This is a genomic window from Nostoc sp. C110 (assembly GCF_043099725.1).
GTDB classification, from domain to species: Bacteria; Cyanobacteriota; Cyanobacteriia; order Cyanobacteriales; family Nostocaceae; genus Nostoc; species Nostoc muscorum_A.
The window spans coordinates 3,042,169-3,065,404 of record NZ_CP171148.1 but is presented as its reverse complement, the minus strand read 5'-3'; the positions used below and the strand labels follow the sequence as shown (position 1 = coordinate 3,065,404).

26 protein-coding genes are annotated in these 23,236 nt (G+C 42.1%); 14 read left to right on the top strand and 12 right to left on the bottom strand.

The features are described from left to right. From ACFFRD_RS18780 to ACFFRD_RS18745, 8 genes are all read left to right on the top strand, one after another. A complete protein-coding gene (locus ACFFRD_RS18780; protein WP_392482695.1) occupies positions 1-531 on the top strand; it encodes a hypothetical protein in 531 nt (176 codons plus the stop codon). A gap of 133 nt (positions 532-664) precedes the next feature. Then, positions 665-2,239 carry a CPBP family intramembrane glutamic endopeptidase gene (locus ACFFRD_RS18775; protein ID WP_392482694.1) on the top strand — a complete coding sequence of 525 codons (1,575 nt, stop codon included), beginning with the start codon at positions 665-667 and terminating at the stop codon, positions 2,237-2,239. A 606-nt stretch (positions 2,240-2,845) separates the two neighbouring features. After that, entirely contained in the window at positions 2,846-3,121 is a 276-nt protein-coding gene (locus tag ACFFRD_RS18770) for a TM2 domain-containing protein (RefSeq protein ID WP_114084755.1), read from the top strand. 345 nt (positions 3,122-3,466) lie between these two features. Further along, positions 3,467-3,733, top strand: coding sequence for a TM2 domain-containing protein (locus tag ACFFRD_RS18765; protein WP_114084754.1), 267 nt, complete (start codon positions 3,467-3,469; stop codon positions 3,731-3,733). Between the two features lie 22 nt (positions 3,734-3,755). Then, positions 3,756-4,034, top strand: a complete 279-nt coding sequence (locus tag ACFFRD_RS18760) for a DUF2752 domain-containing protein (RefSeq protein WP_392482693.1) — start codon at positions 3,756-3,758, stop codon at positions 4,032-4,034. 70 nt (positions 4,035-4,104) lie between these two features. Next, positions 4,105-4,299, top strand: coding sequence for a hypothetical protein (locus ACFFRD_RS18755; RefSeq protein WP_242060603.1), 195 nt, complete (start codon positions 4,105-4,107; stop codon positions 4,297-4,299). Positions 4,300-4,434: 135 nt separating this feature from the next. Beyond that, positions 4,435-6,894: a heavy metal translocating P-type ATPase gene (locus ACFFRD_RS18750; RefSeq protein WP_392482692.1), complete on the top strand. Its 2,460-nt coding sequence runs from the start codon at positions 4,435-4,437 to the stop codon at positions 6,892-6,894. A 303-nt stretch (positions 6,895-7,197) separates the two neighbouring features. Continuing rightward, positions 7,198-7,695 (top strand): FHA domain-containing protein, encoded by a 498-nt coding sequence (locus ACFFRD_RS18745; protein WP_114084752.1) that lies wholly within the window; start codon positions 7,198-7,200, stop codon positions 7,693-7,695. 72 nt (positions 7,696-7,767) lie between these two features. Here ACFFRD_RS18745 and ACFFRD_RS18740 read toward each other — a convergent pair whose 3' ends face one another. Then, on the bottom strand, positions 7,768-8,115 hold the full coding sequence (locus ACFFRD_RS18740; RefSeq protein WP_334809210.1) for a hypothetical protein: 348 nt from the start codon (positions 8,113-8,115) through the stop codon (positions 7,768-7,770). A 300-nt stretch (positions 8,116-8,415) separates the two neighbouring features. On the opposite strand from ACFFRD_RS18740, the gene ACFFRD_RS18735 reads away from it, so the two are divergent. Next, positions 8,416-9,336 (top strand): TIGR01777 family oxidoreductase, encoded by a 921-nt coding sequence (locus ACFFRD_RS18735; RefSeq protein ID WP_392482691.1) that lies wholly within the window; start codon positions 8,416-8,418, stop codon positions 9,334-9,336. A gap of 114 nt (positions 9,337-9,450) precedes the next feature. Here the strand turns inward: ACFFRD_RS18735 and ACFFRD_RS18730 are convergent, their stop codons facing one another. The 3 genes from ACFFRD_RS18730 to ACFFRD_RS18720 all read right to left on the bottom strand — a co-directional run bounded on the left by ACFFRD_RS18730 (position 9,451) and on the right by ACFFRD_RS18720 (position 10,770). After that, positions 9,451-9,699: a hypothetical protein gene (locus ACFFRD_RS18730; RefSeq protein WP_012407305.1), complete on the bottom strand. Its 249-nt coding sequence runs from the start codon at positions 9,697-9,699 to the stop codon at positions 9,451-9,453. Between the two features lie 138 nt (positions 9,700-9,837). Further along, a complete protein-coding gene (locus tag ACFFRD_RS18725; RefSeq protein ID WP_392482690.1) occupies positions 9,838-10,260 on the bottom strand; it encodes a tetratricopeptide repeat protein in 423 nt (140 codons plus the stop codon). A gap of 153 nt (positions 10,261-10,413) precedes the next feature. Beyond that, the gene (locus ACFFRD_RS18720) at positions 10,414-10,770 is read right to left on the bottom strand and encodes an iron-sulfur cluster assembly accessory protein (RefSeq protein ID WP_012407303.1); all 357 of its coding nucleotides are present in this window, start codon (positions 10,768-10,770) and stop codon (positions 10,414-10,416) included. A gap of 325 nt (positions 10,771-11,095) precedes the next feature. Here ACFFRD_RS18720 and ACFFRD_RS18715 point away from each other — a divergent pair, with 325 nt between their 5' ends. From ACFFRD_RS18715 to ACFFRD_RS18700, 4 genes are all read left to right on the top strand, one after another. Then, positions 11,096-12,739, top strand: coding sequence for a DUF6930 domain-containing protein (locus ACFFRD_RS18715; protein ID WP_392482689.1), 1,644 nt, complete (start codon positions 11,096-11,098; stop codon positions 12,737-12,739). Between the two features lie 1,674 nt (positions 12,740-14,413). Continuing rightward, positions 14,414-14,590 carry a CopG family transcriptional regulator gene (locus ACFFRD_RS18710; protein WP_181154351.1) on the top strand — a complete coding sequence of 59 codons (177 nt, stop codon included), beginning with the start codon at positions 14,414-14,416 and terminating at the stop codon, positions 14,588-14,590. 274 nt (positions 14,591-14,864) lie between these two features. Beyond that, the gene (gene zds / locus ACFFRD_RS18705; protein WP_392482688.1) at positions 14,865-16,304 is read left to right on the top strand and encodes a 9,9'-di-cis-zeta-carotene desaturase; all 1,440 of its coding nucleotides are present in this window, start codon (positions 14,865-14,867) and stop codon (positions 16,302-16,304) included. 90 nt (positions 16,305-16,394) lie between these two features. Then, on the top strand, positions 16,395-16,838 hold the full coding sequence (locus ACFFRD_RS18700) for an SRPBCC family protein (protein WP_163938433.1): 444 nt from the start codon (positions 16,395-16,397) through the stop codon (positions 16,836-16,838). Between the two features lie 36 nt (positions 16,839-16,874). Here the strand turns inward: ACFFRD_RS18700 and ACFFRD_RS18695 are convergent, their stop codons facing one another. The 5 genes from ACFFRD_RS18695 to ACFFRD_RS18675 form a co-directional block, all read right to left on the bottom strand. Further along, a complete protein-coding gene (locus ACFFRD_RS18695; RefSeq protein ID WP_179071886.1) occupies positions 16,875-17,093 on the bottom strand; it encodes a type II toxin-antitoxin system HicB family antitoxin in 219 nt (72 codons plus the stop codon). Continuing rightward, positions 17,086-17,298, bottom strand: a complete 213-nt coding sequence (locus ACFFRD_RS18690; protein WP_392483106.1) for a type II toxin-antitoxin system HicA family toxin — start codon at positions 17,296-17,298, stop codon at positions 17,086-17,088. Before ACFFRD_RS18690 ends, ACFFRD_RS18695 begins: the two co-directional genes overlap by 8 nt. A gap of 151 nt (positions 17,299-17,449) precedes the next feature. After that, positions 17,450-17,686 (bottom strand): 2Fe-2S iron-sulfur cluster-binding protein, encoded by a 237-nt coding sequence (locus tag ACFFRD_RS18685; RefSeq protein ID WP_179071884.1) that lies wholly within the window; start codon positions 17,684-17,686, stop codon positions 17,450-17,452. 221 nt (positions 17,687-17,907) lie between these two features. Then, complete coding sequence (gene cobQ, locus ACFFRD_RS18680) at positions 17,908-19,392, bottom strand: cobyric acid synthase CobQ (RefSeq protein WP_392482687.1); 1,485 nt, start codon at positions 19,390-19,392, stop codon at positions 17,908-17,910. A gap of 238 nt (positions 19,393-19,630) precedes the next feature. Continuing rightward, positions 19,631-20,035 carry an Npun_F0494 family protein gene (locus tag ACFFRD_RS18675; protein WP_392482686.1) on the bottom strand — a complete coding sequence of 135 codons (405 nt, stop codon included), beginning with the start codon at positions 20,033-20,035 and terminating at the stop codon, positions 19,631-19,633. A 194-nt stretch (positions 20,036-20,229) separates the two neighbouring features. Between ACFFRD_RS18675 and ACFFRD_RS18670 the strand changes: the two genes are divergently transcribed. Continuing rightward, positions 20,230-20,667, top strand: a complete 438-nt coding sequence (locus ACFFRD_RS18670; protein ID WP_114084741.1) for a peroxiredoxin — start codon at positions 20,230-20,232, stop codon at positions 20,665-20,667. Positions 20,668-20,745: 78 nt separating this feature from the next. On the opposite strand, the gene ACFFRD_RS18665 is transcribed toward ACFFRD_RS18670, so the two are convergent. The 3 genes from ACFFRD_RS18665 to ACFFRD_RS18655 form a co-directional block, all read right to left on the bottom strand. Next, positions 20,746-21,144, bottom strand: a complete 399-nt coding sequence (locus tag ACFFRD_RS18665; RefSeq protein WP_392482685.1) for a hypothetical protein — start codon at positions 21,142-21,144, stop codon at positions 20,746-20,748. Between the two features lie 36 nt (positions 21,145-21,180). Next, a complete protein-coding gene (locus ACFFRD_RS18660; protein ID WP_114084739.1) occupies positions 21,181-22,071 on the bottom strand; it encodes an ABC transporter permease in 891 nt (296 codons plus the stop codon). 128 nt (positions 22,072-22,199) lie between these two features. Continuing rightward, a complete protein-coding gene (locus tag ACFFRD_RS18655; RefSeq protein WP_190932710.1) occupies positions 22,200-23,219 on the bottom strand; it encodes an ABC transporter ATP-binding protein in 1,020 nt (339 codons plus the stop codon). Positions 23,220-23,236 lie beyond the last annotated feature (17 nt).

Below are 23,236 nucleotides of genomic sequence, written 5' to 3'. Positions count from 1 at the left end.
ATGGCTACTGCTAATAAAACCTGTAGTTTGGGGCGAAGAATTTATCGGTTTACCGCCAGCGTTAGCGGGATTATTGCTCTGTTAGTAATTCTTTGGGGTTGTACTGCAAATGATTTTAACGCTGGAGCGATCGCATGGAAAACTTATAGCAACTCTCGTTATGGCTTTGAATTTCCATATCCGAGTCACTGGACTTCTTCAGCAGACCCAGCAAATGGTGATGGAATTGCGTTTATTTCGCCCCAAAACAAAACGGTGGAAATTCGAGGGTGGGCAAGTCAGCAGCTACTAAATTCGATTGTTACAGAGCAAGAGCCAGTGAAAAATATCAAACCCAACTTTCAAACCGCCCAAGGAGTATCTGGGATGCTAGTTGTAGAAGTTGATCAAGGAGTAGGTTCTATGACACTGACACTAACTCAGGATCAAGTGAAATACTGTTGGCAGGGACGAAGCAAAAGCCAAGAATTTCAAGATTACTATCGTTTGTTTTATTACATTGCCCAGCAGTATCGAATTTCAAAGTCTTGAGTTAAGACTGGAGTTTCTTTAGCGATACCAAACTTAAAACCTTTATATTGATGATATTTATCCACCTCTGACTTTTTCTTGCGATAATTCCCAAGGGGGACGCGCTCTCCACTGGTTAGTCAAAGGGGGATAGATGACATTCAAGCGGTTGGTTTTAATTTTTGTGCTAACGCCGATAGCAGTTCTGTTGGCAGTTTCGGCTTTATTCGGTAGTTGGCAAGAACCCCAGTTCCAAAGTCGCCTGGAACTGTACCAAACCAATATTGCTTTGCAGGCCCAAGCTTGGCAATCAGAAGATAGCGGTGATGACAATCTTCAAGGGATTCGGGAAGCGATACTTGGTGAGCAACCCCTAGAAAGCGCCACAAAGCAATATCAGGAGGCACGTCAGTCAGTTCAAGCGAATTTGGACAAAGTTAACAATAAGCTTGCACAATTACGCTCTCAATCTGAAATAACTCCCATACCTCCTAAACCTCTACCTGAAGTTCCTCCGACTACTAAAACCTCTAAACAAGGAAAGCAACAGTTACAGCAGTCCCTAAAGCAATTACAAAAATTACTGGCTGAATTAGACCTGCGCCTGGGAATTTTACAAGCACAGCAAGGACAGACGGATACAGCCCTGAAAACTTGGAGCGAATTACAACAACGCTCAGATGTCAATCCAGAGTTTGGAGAAACCGCAGCTGTATTGAGTGGACTGTGGAGCAATCCTCCCCGTCTGCTCCAAAATGCTCAAGAACGGATTCAAAAGAATTTAGAAGGTTGGTTTCGCTCTACTGCTTTGGTTCAGCTATACCAACTCCAACAACGACAAGATGCTTTATTAGCAGTAAAAGCTGCACAAAAAGAAACTGCTGCTCAAGCGGTGTTGAAATTAGCGGTTATTGGTACTATTCCTACCTTAGCGGCTTTAATTGGTCTAATATTGCTGATTTTATTATTTGCTCAACGCTTCTTGAAAGGAAAAGCCTCGTTACTAGCTCAAAATGCTGATATTCCTTGGTCAACGCCTTGGGATGGTGAAACGGTTTTGCAGGTTTTTATTGTAGGCTTTTTCTTTATGGGGCAAATTTTTGTGCCCTTGGTGATATCGGTGCTACCCATTCCGCGCCCTATTGTTGATGTGCGACTTCAGGCATTTTCTGTTTTGGTTAGTTACCTATTGGTAGCATTAGGTGCGCTGTTAGTGCTGTATTTCTCTCTCAAGCCATTTTTTCCGTTACCAGAATTTTGGTTCCGCTTCCGTTTTCAAGATAACTGGTTTCTGTGGGGACTGGGCGGCTATTGTACGGCTTTGCCTATAGTTGTGATGGTATCTTTAATCAATCAACAGCTATGGCAAGGACAGGGTGGTAGTAACCCCCTGCTGCAACTAGCGCTGGAAAGCCAAAATGGGGTAGCACTTGGTATATTTTTCTTTACAGCAGCGATCGCAGCTCCATTTTTTGAAGAAATTCTGTTTCGCGGCTTTTTGTTACCTTCTCTAACGCGTTACTTACCCGTGTGGGGATCGATTATAATCAGTAGTTTGTTGTTTGCGATCGCTCACCTCAGCTTGTCGGAAATTCTGCCCCTCACTGCATTGGGGATCGTTTTAGGGGTAGTTTACACGCGATCGCGCAACCTCCTTGCTCCTATGCTCCTACACAGCCTTTGGAATAGTGGTACATTATTAAGCCTGTTTGTTTTAGGTAGTAATTAATACTTACATTACACTGTTGCTAAAAATGTAAATATCTGATTTTATCTGCTTATGTAAGAACAATTTACTGGTTATAATTGGTTACAAGCATAAATACTAGCTGAAAAGCCAATTCAAATAATGCTGTTAACATAGACAACAAAATATCTAGTTAAGCATTTATTCTTATCCGGGTGATTTTAGCCAATAACTGAATCTTGTCATTGGTGCAATGGCGTTTCACTACCAGTGGAAGCGCTCATAAAAAACCCCGGAAATAATACTGATGTACTTGTAAAAAGTGGTATAGCAGTTTTTGATGATTATTGAGATTTATTTTTCTCAAGACCAAATGTCTGACTTGAGAATGTGCAAAACTTCTGCAACAGAGTTTGCAGTCATCCAATCCACCAAAATTTATTAAGGAGTGCCAGATTTTCAAGCTATGCCGCAAGACATTTTAGCGTCTCCTCTAGAACAGAAGCACGCTGATTTTAGTCATTTTGGGGCCTACTTGTACTGAAAAAATTAAAAATCTATTTATTAAGCAAGTAAATCTATTTGCTTTGATTACAATAAAGACTTTATTTTTATATCTCACTTACTTATCAAGGAGCAGCATTTAATATGTCAAATCTCAACCCCAGTCACCCTACCAAACAACTTCTAGCTGGTTACTGTGGCATTATCCTTGGAGGATTTGGGGTTCATAAATTTATTCTAGGATACGCTCCAGAAGGCTTTATCATGTTGGTAGTTTCTGTAGTAGCGGGTTCTTTCACCTACGGTATTGCCTTGTTAATTATGCAACTCGTAGGTTTAATAGAAGGCATGATCTATTTGAATAAGTCCCCTGAAGAATTTGTAAATACCTACTTTGTGAATAAGCAGGGCTGGTTCTAAAAACTTAGATTTCCCATTTGGGTTGCTCTGTAAAGTTATATATCTTGAGTGTATCTTTAGAATAAGTTAGTGCTGACGCAAAACTACAACTTTTAGGGGCAATACCCTGTGGGAAAAGTTTTTCATCTACATGAAAACAAGGGTTTCGGCTAGTGTTTGCGTAAGTTCTATAAGTTTGTTAATACTGGATTTCCGAATTTGTTTCCAGTAACACTTAGTGCTTATTTGTCTCCTGAACTAGATTAAATCTGACAATTTATTACTAATGAGAGATATGTAGATGCTAAGTAAGAATAATTACATTAACATTGGGGATGTCATTTATAGCTGAGGAGTATTCTCATAGTGTCTAATGTCAACCCCAGTGATGCTAGCAGCAAAAAAATTGCTGCTGGTATTTGCGCTATCTTGTTAGGAGCTTTAGGTATTCACAAGTTTATTCTTGGTTACACTACTCAAGGTCTAATCATGCTGCTCGTTACCATACTCACATTTGGTTTGGGTGGAGCAGTAATGGGGATTGTCGGTTTGGTTGAAGGTATCATTTACTTAACCAAGACTGATGAAGAATTCCTCAATACTTACATTGTCGAAAAGAAAGGCTGGTTTTAACTCCCTCCATCTAAAATTGTTTTTGCCGTTTGAATTATCTCCTTATCCTTTGTTATACGAAGGGAAATTAGTTCGGTGGGGTTTACTAGGATTCTCCTGTACACCCCTACTTGCTACTTATTTTTATCACCAAGGTTATAGAGTAGGATTCTTAGTTTGTCCTATCCAGCATTTAACTGGAATTCCATGTCCCACTTGTGGGATGACTCGCTCCTTTATGGCTATTTCCCAAGGCAATTTGGTTGCAGCACTGGCAGAAAATTTATCAACTCTCCCTTGGGTAAACTTCTTTCTTGAGTAACTATTCATGAAAGCTATTGTGTATTCTGTGCAGATTTCTAGGTATAACTAGAGCTTTTTGTTAAAAAATTATGAATCCTACTGCTATGCTAACAATCAAACGTAAACAGCTGATCTGGATACTCTTCTTGTTGTTGGGCTTTGGCTATTTCAGCGCCATGTCTAATTTGGAAATTCACAATTTTTGGAAAAGCCTGATTGTCCTGATGCCAATGCAGGTTACAGCTATCATTTATGTGACTTATCTACGCTGGAGTCGTCAGTGACCCTTAGCGAAGTACGATAAATTAAGAAATTTAATAGGGTTGACATACAGTCGTAGTTCCATATTTAGCCTACGCTCAAATTAGAGACGCTTTTAGTCAGGCGTTGAATTTCTGTAGCGAATCTAAACACTTGCCATGCAACTTGTCCCAAAAACTAAGCTAGCCCCAGAACTTGACCCAATCTTAGAGAAAATTATTCTCGATGTTGGAGGTATGAAGTGTGCTGGGTGTGTGAACGCGGTAGAACGACAGCTAACCCAACATCCAGGAGTCAAGAGTGCCTGTGTGAACCTGGCCACAGAGGTAGCAGTTGTAGAGTCAGAAACTGGTGCGGTAGATGCAGATGTACTAGCAGAGAGATTAACAGCCGTTGGATTTCCAACTCAACCCCGAAAAGCTAGGGGCACAGTAGCAGGCGAAATATCTACCTTACCAGACCCAGCAGAACGACAACGCCGAGAAATGCGGTCTTCTGTGAGGCAGTTGGCGATCGCTGCAATGTTGCTGTTATTGTCGGGAAGTGGACATTTTGGTAATCTTGGTAGCTCAGTGCTGCCACTGTTAAATAACATCTGGTTTCACTGTGGATTGGCTACAGTGGCGCTATTAATTCCCGGTCGCCCGATTTTAGTAGATGGCTGGCTAGGCTGGCGGCGAAATGCGCCTAACATGAACACCCTGATAGGATTGGGAACGCTGACAGCCTACATTGCTAGTTTAGTAGCGTTGCTCTTTCCGCAAATGGGTTGGGAGTGCTTCTTTGACGAACCAGTGATGATGCTGGGCTTTATTTTGTTAGGAAGAACATTAGAGCAACAAGCTAGAGGTCGCGCTGCTGCTGCATTTAGGAAATTGCTAGCACTCCAGCCACAGGTAGCGCGATTGATTGCCAACCCAGAAAAAGCAGGAGTGGGATCTTCTAGTGTAGAGATTCCTGCCGAACAGGTGCGGGTTGGTGAATGGTTACAAGTGCTGCCAGGTGATAAAATTCCTGTCGATGGTGAAGTGGTGCTTGGTCAAACAACAGTCGATGAATCCATGTTGACTGGGGAAGCCGTGCCAGTAATTAAGCAACCGGGAGATTCGGTGACAGGGGGTACACTAAACCAGTCAGGAGCGATCGCTATTCAGACAACCCGGACTGGAAGTGATACAACTCTAGCTCAAATTGTTGCTTTAGTAGAAGCTGCCCAAACTCGGAAAGCCCCAGTACAAAAATTAGCCGATACAGTAGCTGGTTACTTTACCTACGGGGTACTAACAGCATCTTTATTAACATTTGTCTTTTGGTACTTTTTCGGCACTCATATTTGGACTGATATCACCATGTCTGGTGAGATGGAGATGATGAGCCACGCTACACATCAAGCTCCCCACTCCCCTTTATTAATTAGTTTAAAACTAGCGATCGCAGTTATGGTAGTCGCCTGTCCCTGTGCTTTAGGACTTGCTACCCCAACAGCTATTCTTGTTGGGACTGCTATGGGCGCAGAACGGGGTTTGTTAATCAAAGGCGGCGACGTTTTAGAAAAAGTACACCAGTTAGATACCGTGGTATTTGATAAAACTGGCACTCTGACTACAGGTCATCCCATCGTTACAGATTGTCTGTTAATCGAGCAATTGGGAACTGGGGAAGAGGCAGAGAATAACAGCCCAATTCTCAATGCCCAATCCTTAATTCAACTAGCAACAGCCGTAGAAAGCGGTACTCACCACCCCCTAGCAAAAGCGATTCAGCAAGAAGCACTGCGGCAACAGTTATCTATTCCAGAAGCTGTGGACTTTCACACGGAGCCAGGATTAGGAGTGTCTGCTGTGGTAGAGGACACAGTTGTACTTTTGGGTAACTGGGACTGGTTGAGTTGGCACGGTATTGCAATTAGTGAAACTGCACAACAGGTAGCACAGGATTTGGCAACAGATGGTAAAACAGTCGTTTGCGTAGCAGTTGGGGGAACTCTAGCCGGATTAATTGCTGTTTCTGATACCCTCAGACCAGATGCCCAATCCACTGTAGACAAATTGCGTCAGATGGGATTACGGGTAATGTTGCTCAGTGGCGATCGCCCGGAAGCAGCTAGCGCCATAGCCAAACAATTAGGATTAGATAGTGCTGATGTCATAGCAGGTGTTCCCCCAGCGAAAAAAGCAGCTGCAATCAAGTCTTTACAACAAGCAGGGACGACAAAAGGAACTCCTAACTCCTCACCCTCTACTACCCACTCGGTAGTGGCAATGGTAGGAGATGGAATCAATGATGCTCCAGCTTTATCCCAAGCAGATGTAGGAATTGCTTTACACTCCGGGACAGATGTGGCAATGGAAACTGCTGAAATTGTCTTAATGCGCGATCGATTAAATGATGTAGTCGAATCTATTCAGCTTAGTCGCGCCACCTTCAACAAAATCCGCCAAAATTTATTCTGGGCTTTTGCATATAATACAGTTGGCATTCCTTTAGCAGCAGGTGTTTTGTTCCCTAGTCTGGGTTTTGTCCTTAACCCATCTGGTGCTGCTGCATTAATGGCTTTTAGCTCTGTTAGCGTCGTCACAAACTCAATATTATTAAGGCGATTAGCTCGTCACTCGTAGAATACTTTGTTGAACCTAAAATTTCCCATCTCAACTTAACAATTTTTAATTCGTAATTACTAATGACGTTCTCTACGAGACGCTGTGCGTAGCTTGCTTCTTGTAGAGAACGTCATTACGAATTCGTAATTATTTGTTACACTGAGTCGATGTTCAGGTTTTACGCAGATCACAAAGCCTGTTAAGACACCTACAAAAGCTATCATAGCTACTGGAGTAGAACGACCAAGTTCTACTCTTTCAAGGTATTATGCAATTTTAAAGCTTATTTAGATTAGCACCACAGACTGACGGTGCCCGAAAATGGCAAAATACGATACGAAACAAATCTTGTTAAATCACATTTCCACCGATTTGTCAATGGCAGCAGAAACTAATGAAAACCATCTACTGATTATTGAAGACGATCAAGGTCGCAAAGAATTTTCTCTGGAGCAACCCGTCTACTCTATCGGTAGAGACCGCGAGTGTAATATCCGTTTGATGTCTCAGTTTGTCTCCCGCCGCCATGCCACATTAGTCAGATTGCCACGAGAACATAATAGTCATAGCTACTATTACCGGATTGTAGATGGCGATGCCAAAGGTAAGGCTAGTTCCAACGGTTTGATGATTAATGGACGTAAAATACCAAACCACGATCTCAGAAATGAAGACGAGATCGTTTTTGGTCCTCAAGTCCGTGCCATTTATTACCTTTTAAAAAACACTCAGCGTTTGGGACAAACGGATTCAAGCGAGTACGACATTACACTAATAAACCCCGGTATGGCCGAGGATTTAGAGGATCTGGGAGATTGAATTATAACTACCAACCACAATTTGACACTCTCACGGCTTTAAGCCGTGGGATTGTCAATTTAATTACCAAAGCTATCCTGCAATACTTTCAATCAAATGCCAATGGCGGCTATTTTCAATAGCCTGCTTGATGAATTCAAACATTTGTCGGCAGTAATTATCTAGTTGGAGAGGTAGTTCTTCATTTTTAATCACAATACTCATCCGGGTTTCTGTCTCAGTAGATTTTGATTTATCAACCAGTACTTCTACTGTGATCAATTTAGGAAAAGGAACATTACCAGGAGTCTGACGAGCGATAATGTAATCGCCCGTGTGGTATTGAATATCCAACTGACAGTCCTGTAGAAGTTCTACAAGTAACGGCAACAGATGGTCACTAGCAACAGAAACAATAAACGAACAGGTATAGCGAGCCATAATAGCCCCACGCCTTGCAACACTCCGTCCATCCTATAATACCGAAGCATCTAAACGGAAAGTCATTCAAAAAGCAAAGTTTTTGAGTTTTGAGATTAGGCATCACCAGATATACATCTGACTTACGCAAAACTACGCGCTGTACGGGCAATTAATGAATAGCCGCTACTTTAGAATCAGGGTTTTAGCTATTATTTGCGTCTGATACAGTTGCATCTGTTCTATCCACAAAGAAAGTGCTGTAAGCTGAAAGGTTGATCAAAAACTTTACAATAAGAGTTTGGCTGAGGTAAAAAATGAATGAAAGTAGCAATTACTGGAGCAACAGGATTTGTCGGTAGTCTTTTGGTACAACGGCTCCACGGAAAAGGTCATAAAATAGTAGTATTAACTCGGAACACCGCTTTTGCTCAAAAGGTTTTCCCATCTGAGGCTTTCCCCAATGTAGAAATTGTTGCCTATACACCAAATACATCTGGTTCTTGGCAAAGTGTCATAGCTAGTTGTGATGGTGTAGTTAATCTGGCAGGAGAACCCATTGGTGAAGGGCGCTGGACACCAGAACGTAAACAAGAAATCCTCAATAGCCGAAAGTTAGGCACACAAAAAATAGTTGAAGCAATAGCTAATGCTAACCCCAAGCCAACTGTGTTAATTAATGCTTCGGCTATTGGCTACTACGGCACCAGTGAAACGGCAAACTTTGATGAAACAAGCCAATCTGGTAACGATTTTCTCGCCCAGGTCTGCCAAGCCTGGGAAGCAGAGGCGACAAAGGTCAAAGATGCTGGTGTACGACTGGTAATTCTGCGTTTTGGGATTGTTCTAGGCAATGGTGGGGCTTTAGGTAAAATGATTCCGCCTTTTAAACTCTTCGCTGGTGGCCCCATTGGCAGTGGTCAGCAGTGGTTTTCATGGATTCACATAGACGATTTAGTTAACTTGATTATGCAAGCTTTAACTAAACCGGAAATAGAAGGCATATACAATGCTACTGCCCCTAACCCAGTCCGAATGGCAGATTTAAGCCAAACTTTGGGACAAGTGATGAATCGCCCTTCTTGGTTGCCCGTTCCGGCTTTTGCGATCGAAGCTCTTTTAGGAGACGGGGCTATAGTAGTTTTAGAAGGTCAGCAAGTCCTTCCTAAGCGCACCGTGGAAACAGGATTTGAGTACAAATATCCTAATTTAGAGTCAGCACTAAGACAAATTCTTGCGTAGGTCAAGGGGAATGGGGAATTGGGAATGGGGAATGGGGAATGGGGAAGAGAATAACTTTTAACTTGCTAATGCTCCGCAAGCAAACGCTAACACCACTCCCAATTCCCAATCCCTTTATTCTTGACTAGAGAGAAATTTTTTGGAAACCCAACTGATAATACCACTGAGAATTGCACCGCCCATGAGGATGCCGATCGCTGGGTTAAATACGGGTTGCCAAAGTTGATGCCACAAATCTAAACCCAAATTTACTCCCACAGAATCACCGATCGCAGCGATCGCTAACCAAACAAAGCCAAACAAAACCAGAAAAACATCTGCGACTAAAACTGTGTTTAGCCAATTTAACAATTTATCTTTCATCTACCCTGTTGTCTAATTGCCCAAAATTTTATGACTGCTAACTAAGTTACGGATAAGTTAGAAGTGAGAGTTCTCGACTTAAATTTAACTCCTCACTCCTGTAGAGACGCGATTAATCGCATCTCTACTCTTAACTTCTCACTCCTCCAACAGCCAATTTTTGACTTTTGTTAAACTTTGCCAATCTGGTTTTCTAGTTAAACCGTCTTCGATACTGCCTTTTATTTCATCGCGCCATTCTTCATTGACAAAAATTAGCTGCTGTGCAATATCAATATGTTCTCGTAAACCTTTTTGACCTGTTTCCAGCATTGCTAAGGCGAGATTGACCCTAGCCTGTGGGTCTTGTGGATTTAACTTGACAGCCTTCTGTGCAGCTTTGTAAGCCAAGTTGGGTTTGTTATCGAGTAGATACAACCACGCCAAACAGATCCAAGCAGCACTCGTTTTAGGAGCGCGATCGCACACTTCTTTAAATACAGGGATTAAAGAATCTACTGCCTCTCCTGCTTTATAGCGTTCTAAGCCTGTATCAAACAGGGATTCAACTGTTTGAGTCATAGTAAGTTTGTCAATAATCATTAGTTAATAGTCATTAGCCATGATTCAATAGTCATAGGCCAATAGTCAAGAGTTAGAAAACCTTGACTCTTGACTATTGAGGGCGAGTTCAATCAATTTTGGAAAACCTCGCACGCGATAGCCTCCTCTTGGCTAAACCCCAAATGACTTGCCACAACCGCAAGTTTGGTTGGCATTAGGGTTAGTAAATTGAAAGCCACCGCCAATCATGGCATCGCTGTAATCGAGCATTAAACCGTAGAGATATAAGAGACTCTTGCGATCGCTGACAATTTTGAAGCCATCATAGTCAAAAACTTCATCCTGCGGGGTGATCTTGCTAGTGTCTTCAAAGTCCATCATGTAAGACATCCCAGAACAGCCACCCTGACGGACTCCTACCCGTAAGCAGAAGTCTGTGCCTTGCTTGTCCCGGAGGGATTTTACCTGGTGCAATGCGGCTTCGCTCAACAGAATTCCGCGTTGTTGAGACTGAATTGCTTGTGTCATCTGCTTTTTTCACTCCTTAATTAGTCTAAGCTTTACCCGATATCGGCTTGTTAATGCCTCTGGGTTTCCCTTGGTGTTTTTGTATTCATTCTAGCGGCTTAGATGTCGTTAGATGCCAAATTGTAAACACTCCGTTAAAAGCAGCCAAAGGTTTTTATTCTAGAATTGAGAGACTCAGTGTGTTTAGAGATTCGGTATTTTTGGAGTTCAAGCATGGCTTGTCTGAGAAGCAACTATCTTTCAGGTGCAGCCATTAAAACCTAATCCGAGGCTAGCTATCCCCCAAAGTTTACTTCCAAATTGCTTCTTTTGATTAACTTACTCTATGACAAGTTTTAATCGCTCTACCAGTCGTCGCTTGAAGAAATTAACTCAAATTCCTTCTGTATGGGAGGGCGATCGCCGTCCGTTGTCATCACCAAACCAGCACTCAGACTCTGAGGAAAAGGGAGAATGCATTCTTTGGGTAGATTACTCCCAAGGTGTTGTCCGAGGAATGGACGTGGTAGCTTCAGATGTTGGCCCAGAAGCAATAGTTCGTACCTTAATGCGAGCAATGGAGCATCCCCACAGTCCGGCAAGACCTGCTAGGCCCCAAAGAATTGTAGTCAAAGACCGTGAGATCCAATTTTACCTGCGGGGAGTGCTGCAAGATTTGGATATTGCCATTGACTACGCACCAGAACTGCCTTTAATTGACGAACTATTTCGCGGGTTCGCTGACATTCTCGATAGTCAAACTCCTGACTTACCCCCACAGTATGCACAAATCTTGCGAGAGAAAGCATTTGCAATTTGGCAAGCAGCACCTTGGGAATTTTTGGAAGAACAGCAAATTTTGTCAATCGAGATTAATAAGTGGGATGTTGGCACACTCTACGCCTCAGTCATGGGAATGCTGGGAATGGAGTATGGGATTTTGTTTTATCGCTCAGAAGAGTCTTTAAAACAGTTTCGCACCGCAGTTTTACAAGATGAAGACTCAACAGAGCATCTAGAAGAAGCGTTTCTCAAGCAAGATTGTCTGTTTCTTACGTTTGAGAGTGCTGATGAAGACGAAAATGAAGACGATGATGAAGAAAGTGATTTGGCGGATCTGCCATTATCAGAAATTGACCCTACTTTCGGTAATATCCACCCCTTAGAAGGACTGCGGTCTGTTTTGTATGACGAAGAAGCACTGGTAATCTTCGTTGCGATCGAAAGTCTGATCCGCTTTATTCGCGATCACCGCCGCCATTTGCATGAGGATATCTTCCCTACCCTCAGCCGTCGCTATCGCATATCTCTGCCGCAGTCGGAAGAATCAACTAAATCTGTGGCTGTGACAGTCTCTACCATGCCGCAGTTAGCAGCAGAATTAGAGGAAATGGCAGGTTTTGGTGACGATGATCAGGAAATTGATAACCTTAACTCCTCAAATTTCCAATCATTGCAAGATGACTTGATACCGGAAGACTCCTTTCTCAGCTTAGGCGTAGTGTCCTGGGAAATGTTGGATCACCTCCGTAAGGGGGTAACTTACCATAAGGCTGGTGAAATTAAACAAGTGGGTGACGGTTTGCCGGTGATTTTAATTCAAACTTCCCGCCCCAAGGCTAAAACTGTAATTGAAAGAATTGAAGCAGCAGGCGGGCTGAGAGCAATTTGCTTTAATCCAGGTGCCGATCCTTTCGATGGCGATCGCTACGATCTGGGTTTATTGCAAACTCAAAATGGTGAATTGTTCCTATTTGGTGAATTTTTAGATGAAGATCCTATTCATGTAGAAGCTCGAAAAAAATGGAATCAGAGGTGTAAAAATACTAAGGGCTACTGTGGCTTAATCATTGCTAAAGGATTAACAGGAGCTTCCCGTGGCAATCCTCAGTTACGAGACATGATGGCTTTGTTTGAAACGCGATCGGTTTCACCGAAAGATTTAGGTATTGGCACTCTCCAACTCATGCCCCAATTCAAATTGGAATAGTTGCATTCATAGCTGTAATCTGACATTCAGGATTACGGCTATAAGAAATTAAGTTGAGATATATTTGATTCGCGTATTAACCAGATTCAGCGCTGAGAAGTTAGGGGCATTACTGACTACTAAGTAAACTACAGAATACTTAGGTTTGATGCACCTGTTACGGCAAGGCGGAAATTTATCTAACTTTGAAAAGAGGATTAATTTTTCTCCAAGTCTTGTTAATTGAGGTGTTAGCTGTATTTCTGCGAAGGTTTACTAGTAAATATCCCAGGATGACAGCTAACTTTACCTAAATTTCATGAAGTATCTATATTCTCATGGTTTTTCAGTAATTTTATTTGGATATTTATCAGTATAAATAAGTACAGACTACTATTTAATTATTTACCAAGTTGAGTTTAATCAAATTTAGCCGACGCACTTCAATCTCAGAATCTTTTTTTTACAACTTTTTGAGCTTAAAAAGTTTTTCTGTATCAATATCATTAAGCAAAAGCTCATATTTATCTCTTTTTCTTTGTAATTTTTTTATAAAGTGTAAATATGAGTTGTTTTAGTGCCTAAATAAAGTTTATTTAAAGCCCATAAATCATGGCTATAATGAATACACTCAACAAAAATATTGAAGTGAAAAATTGCTTTTGTGCTTACATTTACTAATCAATAGAGGTTTTAAGGCAAGACTTTTTAGCTGTAGTTTTTCTCTTAGCTTAGATATTAATAAGCAAGTTTTTTAGCGTATTAATTGGCTAAAAATAATTTTCGTAACCTCGAAATACGTGAATGCAAGGAATTGAAACAATACTGACTTTAAAACAAATTATATCGCTAGGGGGAAGAGAAAAAATATCTAGGATTTCATCATATATTTCGGGGGACTTAGTGTAAAAACATGAAACAAAAGTAAAATAGTATTATCGACAACAGTCAAGTAACATCACGTCTATTCTTGGTTAATTTTTCTGAGTGAAATTACAGTAATTCTGTTAAAATTTACCAAAATATTTGGTTTTTTATACCCAGTGAGCTGAATCTTATACCCTTGTTTATGACTACAAGATTAGCACGGTAAAGTAATCAGTTTAATTGGAGTAAGCCAAAAGCCTTAACTATTTAAGTCGCTCTTAGCTTATTGTTACAGCAATGGATACAGATGGATGTTTGCTCTAGAGCTATCTCTTATTTGCCTACTTTTAAGTGATTGTTTCTGAGCTGTATATCTCACCGAAAGCCACCTGTAATACACAATTTCAGCCTGACAATGATTCTAAAGCTTTATTTTCATCTGTTATACCAAATGTTCTCACCAAGTGGGTTTAGCAGACTTGGTTAAGATATAAGGTCAAATTATTTCGATAGAGAATAATTTTGCAAATCTTGATTGAGTTAACATTCGGTATCTCAAATTCATTTATAGAGGTTCATTGCCAGGCTTTACTGATGCTGTTAGTACGGTTATCCTCATTAGAAGGAACTATGTGCTGTTTTTACTGTCAAAATAGTAACAAATAAAGTGTAGTTTTTTGATTTCTTTAGAAAATTATGAATCCTTTGACAAAACGACAATTTTTAATATTAATGGTATTACTTGTTTCGTGAGACAAATTCTGATAATCTTATCGGTTCCCTCTTTAATTTAGACTCTTTCGACAATCTAGATATACAGCAGATAGCATGATAATGACAAATAAAAAATGGGCCGTTAAACGCATAACAGTTAATCTCGCAACGCAGGAAGCGGAAAAACTAGAAAAATATTGCCAACAAACAGGTAGACCCGCAACCGATGTGATTCGCGAACTGATTAGAAGTTTGCCTATTTCCGACGATGGCAAAGATGTAAACAAGTAAGAACATACTTTCACTACTTACTAGATAACTGCTTTGCCACCAACAAAATAGCTCTGATACTTTTTTGGGTGCGCCGCAATGGACAATAATTTGTCTAGCTGATACAGGCGCGTTTTGCTCGCGTCTGGTCAATTACGGGGACTAAAAGAAGTAATTAAAGAGGTTTTAGTATCGATATTGCTTGCCTTAATATGCTGGTAGAGTTGATATTAAGTAGCAAATTCCGACACCAACCCAGTTACAATCTGTAAAGAAACTGAAAAGGAACGACGGAATGCGTGTTGCAATCGTAGGTGCGGGACTTGCTGGACTAGCAACCGCAGTGGATCTAGCTGATGCTGGTTGTGAAATAGAGATTTTTGAGTCTCGTCCGTTTGTGGGTGGTAAAGTAGGCAGTTGGGTTGATGGAGATGGCAACCATCTAGAAATGGGGTTGCATGTATTTTTCGGGTGCTACTACCAACTATTTGACTTGATGAAGAAAGTGGGGGTGTTAGAGAACTTACGCCTCAAGGAACATACCCACACTTTTATTAATAAAGGGGGGCGCACTGGTGGTTTGGATTTTCGCTTCTTTACAGGTGCGCCTTTCAATGGCTTAAAGGCATTTTTCACGACTTCCCAACTATCGTTGCAGGATAAATTGCAAAATGCGATCGCTTTGGGTACTAGTCCCATAGTTCGCGGATTGGTAGACTTTAACGGGGCGATGAAAACCATCCGCAACTTAGATAAAATTAGCTTTGCCGATTGGTTTCGCAGTCATGGTGGCAGTAATGGCAGCATTAAGCGGTTATGGAACCCCATTGCTTACGCATTGGGATTTATTGATTGCGAAAATATGTCTGCCCGATGTATGTTAACCATATTCCAGTTATTTGCAGTCAGAACTGAAGCTTCAGTTTTGCGAATGTTGGAAGGTTCTCCAGCTGAATATTTGCACAAGCCCATTCTGGAATATTTAGAAGCCAGAGGCACTAAAGTTTATACGCGTCGGCAAGTGCGAGAAATTCAGTTTATAGAGTCAAACGAACAAACCCGTGTCACTGGTATAGCAGTTGCCCAAGGTGATGCAGTCGAAACTATTACTGCTGATGCTTACGTTTTTGCCTGTGATGTTCCAGGAATTCAACGTATCCTACCCCAGGAATGGCGTAAGTGGTCAGAATTTGACAATATTTACAAACTGGATGCAGTACCAGTGGCTACAGTGCAGTTACGCTTCGATGGTTGGGTAACAGAACTCAACGATGGAGAGCAACGTAAACAGCTAAATCACGCAGCTGGAATTGATAATTTACTGTACACAGCCGATGCTGACTTTTCTTGTTTTGCTGATTTAGCGTTGACTAGCCCTGCTGATTATTATCGTCCAGGACAGGGGTCTTTGTTACAACTAGTGTTGACACCGGGAGATCCGTTTATTGCACAGAGTAATGAAGCGATCGCACAGCATGTCCTCAAGCAAGTCCATGAACTGTTTCCCTCGTCGCGGGAGCTAAATATGACTTGGTATAGTGTAGTAAAACTTGCTCAGTCTCTCTACCGAGAAGCGCCAGGGATGGATGCCTATCGTCCCAATCAAAAAACACCAGTAGATAATTTCTTCCTTGCAGGGAGTTATACTCAGCAAGATTATATTGACAGCATGGAAGGTGCTACTATTTCTGGACGGCGGGCGGCAAAAGTGATTTTGGAGAATTTGAAGAGATAACGTAGACACGCAGTGGCTTGCCGCAGGCTACCGCCAAGGACGCATTCGCATAGCGTCTCGTAGAGAAGAACGCAAAGGAAGAAGAGAGAAATGTCAGATTGGTTAGAGCATACTGTGCAGGTAGAAGTAGAGGCTCCCATAGATTTAGTATGGAGCCTCTGGTCTGATTTGGAGCAAATGCCCCGGTGGATGAAGTGGATTGATTCGGTGAAAATTCCGCCAGATAATCCAGATATATCTCTTTGGAAATTAAAAACCGGCAGTCTAGAATTTAATTGGCAATCCCGAATTCTCAAAGTTATTCCCAACCAAATTATCCAATGGGAATCGATTGATGGTTTGCCTAATCAGGGAGCGATTCGCTTTTACGATCGCCACAATAGTAGCATTGTTAAAATGAGTATTTCCTATGCTATCCCCGGCATTATTGGCAAAATTATGGATAACTTATTTTTGGGACGGATAGTTGAATCGACGATTCAAGCTGATTTGGAAAGGTTTAAAGAATATGCGCTGAATGTTAAAGCTAATTGATATTGTTCAGCACTAGTTATCACTTACTCAATTGCGTTAACGTACTCTACTTACTGTTGGTTCTGGAAGTGGATCACCTACAGCTTCGTAAGCAATAATTAGAGACTCTAAAGCTTCAATTCCATTTGCTACAGCTAACTCATAAGTATCCCCATGAGTCCGCCAACGTTGTCCTGGAAAATCAGGAAATCCGACTAAGAAGCAATCATCTTCATCAGACCATTGAATAATCATTTGGTACTTAAGCTTACTCATCTTTTTCTTTCCCTTCTACTTCCTCAATTGCCTGTCTCACTTCCTTCTCTTGGTAGTGTTTAGCATCTGCTCCGTTTTTGCCTGAAATCGTGATTTTTCCAGTATAGAGGGGATGTACCCAGTTCGTATGACTTCCTTTTTCTGGGACTTCTGTAAAACCTACTTGGGAAAGCATTTGCTTTAGTTCCCGGATTTTCTTTGGCATTAATTTTCTTAAAAAATGCGATCGCCACAGTAAGAAATAATGGTTCAAATATTCCTTGCTGTCTATCCAAAAAAATCTAATCATTGATTAGATTTTTGTTTGTACATGACTTGTTTTACTGTACTAGTTCTTGTGAATAACAGGGCTGACATTACCAAGTAGGATCGCTAAACAAATTAATCGTCAATTCCTCGCGTGGCGGTACTGCGGTGATACAAGCGCGGATGATCTCTCCATCCTCTAATTCGATGGTGCAAGCGTGACAAGACCCCATTAGACAACCGGTGGGAATAAATACTCCAGCCCGGTCTGCTACATCCAAAATGGCTTCTCCCACTTCGGCATCTACTGTCACATCATCTGGTAAAAAGTGGACACGAACAATCATGAATCTTACACTTTTGATTTGAAATTGATTCGTAAGGGTTGTTATTTGTCATTTGCCTTTTGTCTTTACAAATGACAAATAACCATCTTAACGAAAAAAAGTGCAATTTCTTTTATGCAACTTATATCAAATTCGAAACATGATGTGAGAGATAAATTCACTACGCCTAGATTTAGAAAGCTATTCTCAATCCAAAATCTAAAATTAAAAATGGTATCAGTTTAAGACAAAAATGGAGTTAAGTCTAAATGGCTTTCAACTTCAGTGGCTAAGGAATCCAAAATCTGCTCTCGCTGTTCTCGGTAGTTAGCAACACCGGTAGGCAAAGATTTTAAACCGCGCTGTTGACGGAGGCGATTTAACCAAGCGCGTCGCCAAGGGCCGTTATCAAAAAGCCCGTGGAGGTAACTTCCCCACACTGATTGACAACTATCCACTAATCCTAAATTAATATCGTCAAATAGGGCATGGTAGGATTGAGGGTCTATTCCTTGCTGCTCAATGCGCGATCGCCCTTGGTGAATTTCAAAGCCATTGACTGGTAAGCCCTGCTGTGGATAATTTGAGCTAACTTGGCGCTGGCGGGCGATTTTTTGTCCGGTAATTACGGTTCTAATTGGTAAAAGATTTAACCCTTGAAATCTGCCAGCTTGTCCTTCTATTCCTTCGGGATCGGCGATAATTTGACCGAGCATTTGATAGCCACCGCAGATACCTAAAACGGTTCCACCAGAAGCAGCATAGTGTTGAATAGCTTCTGCCATACCGCTTTTTTGCAGCAGCAGTAAATCAGCAATCGTGGTCTTTGTACCTGGGATAATTACGGCATCAGGATGTCCTAAATCTTGCTTAGGACTAAGGTATTTTACTGAAACTGTGCTTTCTGATTCTAGTGGGTCAAAGTCGGTGAAATTGGCAATTCTAGGTAAGCGGATGACGGCAATGTTGAGGTCTGTTTGGGCTTTACTTGATGACGATTGACGTTCTAGCAAATCCAGAGAGTCTTCGGTCGAAAACACATCTTGTAAGTAGGGTATAACACCGATAACAGGAATACCTGTGCGTTCTTCTAACCATTTTATCCCCGAATCTAAGAGCGATCGCTGTCCTCGAAATTTGTTAATTACTATACCCTTAATTAGAGCGCGTTCATCTGGTTCCAATAACTCTAAGGTTCCTACCACATGGGCAAAAGCACCACCCCGATCAATATCAACTACTAACATCGTTGGTGCATTCAAATATTTTGCCACCCGCATATTAGTTAAATCGCGGTGCTTGAGGTTAATCTCTGCTGGACTACCGGCACCTTCACAAACCAGTAAGTCAAATTCTGTTCCTAAATGCTGTAGCGATTCTTCAATTGTCCGCCACCCCAGTTCAAAATATTGCTCGTAGTAATCTGAGGCACTTACTTTCCCTACAGACCTACCTTTGATAATTACTTGGGAAGTCATATCCCCTTGAGGTTTGAGTAAAATTGGGTTCATTTCTACCCAAGGCACGACTCCCGCAGCCCAAGCTTGCACTGCTTGGGCATAGCCAATTTCTCCACCACTGGCAGTAACATAAGCATTTAAAGCCATATTTTGACCTTTAAAGGGAGCCACCCGCCAGCCACGCCGCGACAGAATGCGACAAATAGCTGTAGTTAAAAGTGATTTCCCTGCATGGGATGTTGTCCCCACCACCATAATTGATTTCATAGTTGCTATTAGTTAGTTTTTCAAGATACAGAGTGAATTTTTAGAAACGAAAAATAAGCGAGCAAGGAGAGATGAGGGAGTAGGGGAAGAAATAATACACCATACCCCACACCCACCATTAGCATCACAAATTTCAATTAGATGATTACGGTAAAGACTTCATGAATAAATGTGATGTTTCCGTATATATTATTCCCTTTGATTGCCTAATGCTAACTCTTTGGTTTTGTTTTTTATTCTAAAAGGGTATCCGTAACCAACGAATCACAGCATCGAATAAACGATCGCGCCATGAAGGTGTCCGCCAGTTTTTTCCGTGGTATTGTTCCACCAACTGGCGACCCAAGGGAGTGAGCCGAAAACTATCTGTAATTCCCTGTCCATCGACTTCTCGCCGCAATACACCCACTTGGATTAGCCAGCCCAAGGCGTTATCACAGGCTAATTCTGATAAAGGGCGCTTAGTATAGCCCTGTTTGAGTCCATTTTCCAAAGCGATCGCAGTTACTGAAACACTCTGGTGTCCCATGACTTCAAATAAAGATAAATTGAAGGGCGAACACACTAGCGATCGCTCGGCTCTTTTTACTGTGCTTTGAGGATAGACAAAAATATTTGGGTTTTGGGAATCAGCAGCAGCCATTTTGTAGGGGGAGAAATTTTTCTTCTTAAAAAGATTAATTCAAGAATATATTTTTTCTTGTACTATATACCTCATTTAACCAAAATTAGTTACCTGAAGTATAGTTATGCTATTTTTTAGCAATTATATTTAATCATTATAAATTAATGTAAAATTTCAAGTGCATCAACAATCTGAAACAGGAAAGGTTAATTATGCCTCTAGCAGTTGGTACGGATGCACCTGCATTTACCGCCAAAGATACAAACGGCAACACAATCTCGTTATCTAATTTGAGGGGAAAGACAGTTGTTTTGTATTTTTACCCCAAAGATGACACGCCAGGCTGCACCAAACAAGCCTGTAGTTTTCGAGATGCCCAGGCTCAATATCAAGGTAAAGATATTGTAATCTTGGGAGTCAGTGCAGATGATGAAGTCTCCCATCAGGCATTCACCCAAAAATATAATTTGAATTTTCCTCTCTTGGCTGACAGCGACAAATCCCTCATCAAAGCTTTCGATGTGGATGGTGGTGGTTATGCCAAGCGCGTCACATACGTAATTGACCCCAACGGCAAAATTACCCATGTTGACACTAGTGTAAATACCACCACCCATGCTAGCGATGTTTTGGCTGTGCTTGGGCTGTAGTTTTTTACCTGATAACTAAGGATTTTTTAAATAGTCTCAGCCCCGAGCCTCTAGAGGCTTGGGGTTCTTTGCTTGAATTCAGTTACCTGATTGTGGTGTAACCGATGGCGGCGTAGCTGATGGTAGTGTAAACGATGGCAAACTGGGGCTTGCTTGCTGTTGTTCACCTCGAATTAGTTTTTGTTGCCTTGCTTTAAAGGCTGCTGCGGCTGAGTCTAGTTGTTCGTTCTGTTGGTCAGAATTCCAGTTGAGAGTCCCAAAATTTGCCCGATGAATCAGGTCAAACATATTGAAATTATCTGCGTTTGTCCGGGAAAATGGATCGGTATTTTGGTCTGTTGTACTATTACTGGGAAAAGCATCGGCTGGGCTGCTGACTTGAGCCGAACTGGGTTGAGCCATGAGCAAGGAAGCAAAGCTAATGCCTGCCATGGTAGCGACAATGAGTCTAGGAATTTGTAAAAATGGTTTTTTCATGGGATTTTGACTCTAAAATTGCTCTATTTTATCTCTTTAAGCAAGAGTCCGCCGTAGTTGGGGTTGAATGCTCAGTAAGGCGACAACGGCAAAGCCAAACAATACCAGCAACGCTCCCCCAAAGGTAACATCACCCCAAGGAGCCTGCATAACTACACTACTTAGTCCCCAACTACTGTGGAGATACAGATAGCGAATGGGTTCGATCGCATAGCTAAGAGGATTCAGGGTAGCGATAACCTGTAACCACTGAGGCATGAAAGATAGAGGAGCTAAAGCAGTACTAGCGAACAATAATGGTAGATTAGTGACAAAAATCACTGCAATCAGTTCAATGTGTCCAGGTAGGGCGAAAGCTAAACCGAGGGAGATGGCTGTTACGCCTAAAGCTAATAAGAGGACAATGAGAGCGATCGCACTTAAACCGACTGCATCGGGTAGTCCAGCGCCCAAAAACGCCGCCGCCGCTACAATCACGGCTGCTTGCAGCAAACTCTGGCTGATGATAAAGATTGCCGAAGCAAAGACAATGGAAAACCGTGATGCTAACGGTGCTACCAGCAAACGATTCAAAAAGCCGAACTCGCGGTCAAACATTACGGGTAAACCAGCATTCAGCGCCCCAGCAAAGGCTGTAAACACAATTATGCCGGCAGCTAAGAATTGTCCGTAATTTGTTGTTGTATTGCCAAATATACCCTTGGGGGCATTTTGGAACAAAGCACCAAACAGTATCAACCACATGACTGGCTGAATAATTCCGGCAACCAAAGATGAGGGACGGCGTTGCAACTGAATAAACAAGCGACGAGTTAAAGCCAACGTCTCTTGTACTAATTCACCGAAAAAGCTAGGTGCAGCATTAACATCTGCTGGTGGCGATGCTAGTGACTGCCAATTGATATCAGATTTAGGAGTAACGCTCATAGAAATTTTGGATTTTGGATTTTGAATTTTAGATTGGGCATGGGGCATTGGGCATTGGGTTTACTTGTCCCCTTGTCCCCTCATCTCCCCCTGCTTCCCCTGCTCCCCCTGCTCCCATTCCCCATTCCCTATCTCATAAGCTGCTTTTTCTCAGCTTTGGGATCGCGGGTGGCGACGGCTGCCAGTTCTGCATCCATTAGGGTGCGTCCTGTAGCGGCGAGGTAAACGTCATCGAGACTGGGGCGAGATTGGGCAATACCAAATATGGGTAAGCCAGCAGTATTCAGCGCTTGCTGTATGTTAATGAGAACATCGTTTTGAGGTGTCACCACCAAGTTGAGAGAATTACCTTGAGCGCTGTTGATGATCACTTCTTGCACAAAGGGCAAAGATTGCAAGAGGTTTTTGGCAATTTCTGCTTCCTCGCTGGGGGAAAACTCTCGGATTCGCAAGGTGATGCGATCGCCCCCGACTTGATCTTTTAATTGTGAAGGTGTCCCAGAGGCAATTACCACGCCCCGATCTATAATTGCCACGCGATCGGCTAAAGCGTCAATTTCTTCTAGGTAATGGCTGGTAATTACTACCGTCGTCCCAGAGGCGCGTAATTTTCGCAGGAAATCCCATACCACAAAGCGGGTTTCTATATCAAGTCCTACAGTTGGCTCATCCAATACCAGAACATCTGGTGCATGGAGCAATCCAGCAGCCAAGTCTAGACGCTTGCGTAAACCGCCAGAATAGGTTCCTGTCTTTTTATTGGCGTATTCTTGCAAACCGAGTAAATCTAATACTGTCTCAATGCGCTGTTTGGCTACTGCGCGTGGAAGGTGATAAAGTGCTGCTTGCAATTGCAGCAGTTCTTTTCCAGTTAGCACCTTATCTATAGCTACTTCCTGAGCAACATAGCCTAGTCGTTGCCTTGCCACCCTCGGATTATCTAACACAGAGATGCCAGATACTTCGATTTTGCCAGCATCCGGTGTGGTCAGCGTACACAAGGCACGCAAGGTAGTAGTTTTCCCAGCACCGTTGGGGCCAAGTAAACCAAAGATTTCTCCCGGCTCTACCTGAAATGAAACATCCTGGACGGCAACCACTGTACCGTAACGTTTTTGCAGATTCTGAATTAAAACGGCGGGAGCCATGACAGCTTTTCCCCAAC

What these genes read in the sequence shown, in the direction of transcription:
- ACFFRD_RS18780 (WP_392482695.1), top strand. Translation starts at nt 1, where the DNA reads ATGGCTACTGCTAATAAAACCTGTAGTTTGGGGCGAAGAATTTATCGG.
- ACFFRD_RS18775 (WP_392482694.1), top strand. Translation starts at nt 665, where the DNA reads ATGACATTCAAGCGGTTGGTTTTAATTTTTGTGCTAACGCCGATAGCA.
- ACFFRD_RS18770 (WP_114084755.1), top strand. Translation starts at nt 2,846, where the DNA reads ATGTCAAATCTCAACCCCAGTCACCCTACCAAACAACTTCTAGCTGGT.
- ACFFRD_RS18755 (WP_242060603.1), top strand. Translation starts at nt 4,105, where the DNA reads ATGAATCCTACTGCTATGCTAACAATCAAACGTAAACAGCTGATCTGG.
- ACFFRD_RS18750 (WP_392482692.1), top strand. Translation starts at nt 4,435, where the DNA reads ATGCAACTTGTCCCAAAAACTAAGCTAGCCCCAGAACTTGACCCAATC.
- ACFFRD_RS18745 (WP_114084752.1), top strand. Translation starts at nt 7,198, where the DNA reads ATGGCAAAATACGATACGAAACAAATCTTGTTAAATCACATTTCCACC.
- ACFFRD_RS18740 (WP_334809210.1), bottom strand. Translation starts at nt 8,115, where the DNA reads ATGGCTCGCTATACCTGTTCGTTTATTGTTTCTGTTGCTAGTGACCAT.
- ACFFRD_RS18735 (WP_392482691.1), top strand. Translation starts at nt 8,416, where the DNA reads ATGAAAGTAGCAATTACTGGAGCAACAGGATTTGTCGGTAGTCTTTTG.
- ACFFRD_RS18730 (WP_012407305.1), bottom strand. Translation starts at nt 9,699, where the DNA reads ATGAAAGATAAATTGTTAAATTGGCTAAACACAGTTTTAGTCGCAGAT.
- ACFFRD_RS18725 (WP_392482690.1), bottom strand. Translation starts at nt 10,260, where the DNA reads ATGACTCAAACAGTTGAATCCCTGTTTGATACAGGCTTAGAACGCTAT.
- ACFFRD_RS18720 (WP_012407303.1), bottom strand. Translation starts at nt 10,770, where the DNA reads ATGACACAAGCAATTCAGTCTCAACAACGCGGAATTCTGTTGAGCGAA.
- ACFFRD_RS18715 (WP_392482689.1), top strand. Translation starts at nt 11,096, where the DNA reads ATGACAAGTTTTAATCGCTCTACCAGTCGTCGCTTGAAGAAATTAACT.
- ACFFRD_RS18710 (WP_181154351.1), top strand. Translation starts at nt 14,414, where the DNA reads ATGATAATGACAAATAAAAAATGGGCCGTTAAACGCATAACAGTTAAT.
- zds (WP_392482688.1), top strand. Translation starts at nt 14,865, where the DNA reads ATGCGTGTTGCAATCGTAGGTGCGGGACTTGCTGGACTAGCAACCGCA.
- ACFFRD_RS18700 (WP_163938433.1), top strand. Translation starts at nt 16,395, where the DNA reads ATGTCAGATTGGTTAGAGCATACTGTGCAGGTAGAAGTAGAGGCTCCC.
- ACFFRD_RS18695 (WP_179071886.1), bottom strand. Translation starts at nt 17,093, where the DNA reads ATGAGTAAGCTTAAGTACCAAATGATTATTCAATGGTCTGATGAAGAT.
- ACFFRD_RS18690 (WP_392483106.1), bottom strand. Translation starts at nt 17,298, where the DNA reads ATGCCAAAGAAAATCCGGGAACTAAAGCAAATGCTTTCCCAAGTAGGT.
- ACFFRD_RS18685 (WP_179071884.1), bottom strand. Translation starts at nt 17,686, where the DNA reads ATGATTGTTCGTGTCCACTTTTTACCAGATGATGTGACAGTAGATGCC.
- cobQ (WP_392482687.1), bottom strand. Translation starts at nt 19,392, where the DNA reads ATGAAATCAATTATGGTGGTGGGGACAACATCCCATGCAGGGAAATCA.
- ACFFRD_RS18675 (WP_392482686.1), bottom strand. Translation starts at nt 20,035, where the DNA reads ATGGCTGCTGCTGATTCCCAAAACCCAAATATTTTTGTCTATCCTCAA.
- ACFFRD_RS18670 (WP_114084741.1), top strand. Translation starts at nt 20,230, where the DNA reads ATGCCTCTAGCAGTTGGTACGGATGCACCTGCATTTACCGCCAAAGAT.
- ACFFRD_RS18665 (WP_392482685.1), bottom strand. Translation starts at nt 21,144, where the DNA reads ATGAAAAAACCATTTTTACAAATTCCTAGACTCATTGTCGCTACCATG.
- ACFFRD_RS18660 (WP_114084739.1), bottom strand. Translation starts at nt 22,071, where the DNA reads ATGAGCGTTACTCCTAAATCTGATATCAATTGGCAGTCACTAGCATCG.
- ACFFRD_RS18655 (WP_190932710.1), bottom strand. Translation starts at nt 23,219, where the DNA reads ATGGCTCCCGCCGTTTTAATTCAGAATCTGCAAAAACGTTACGGTACA.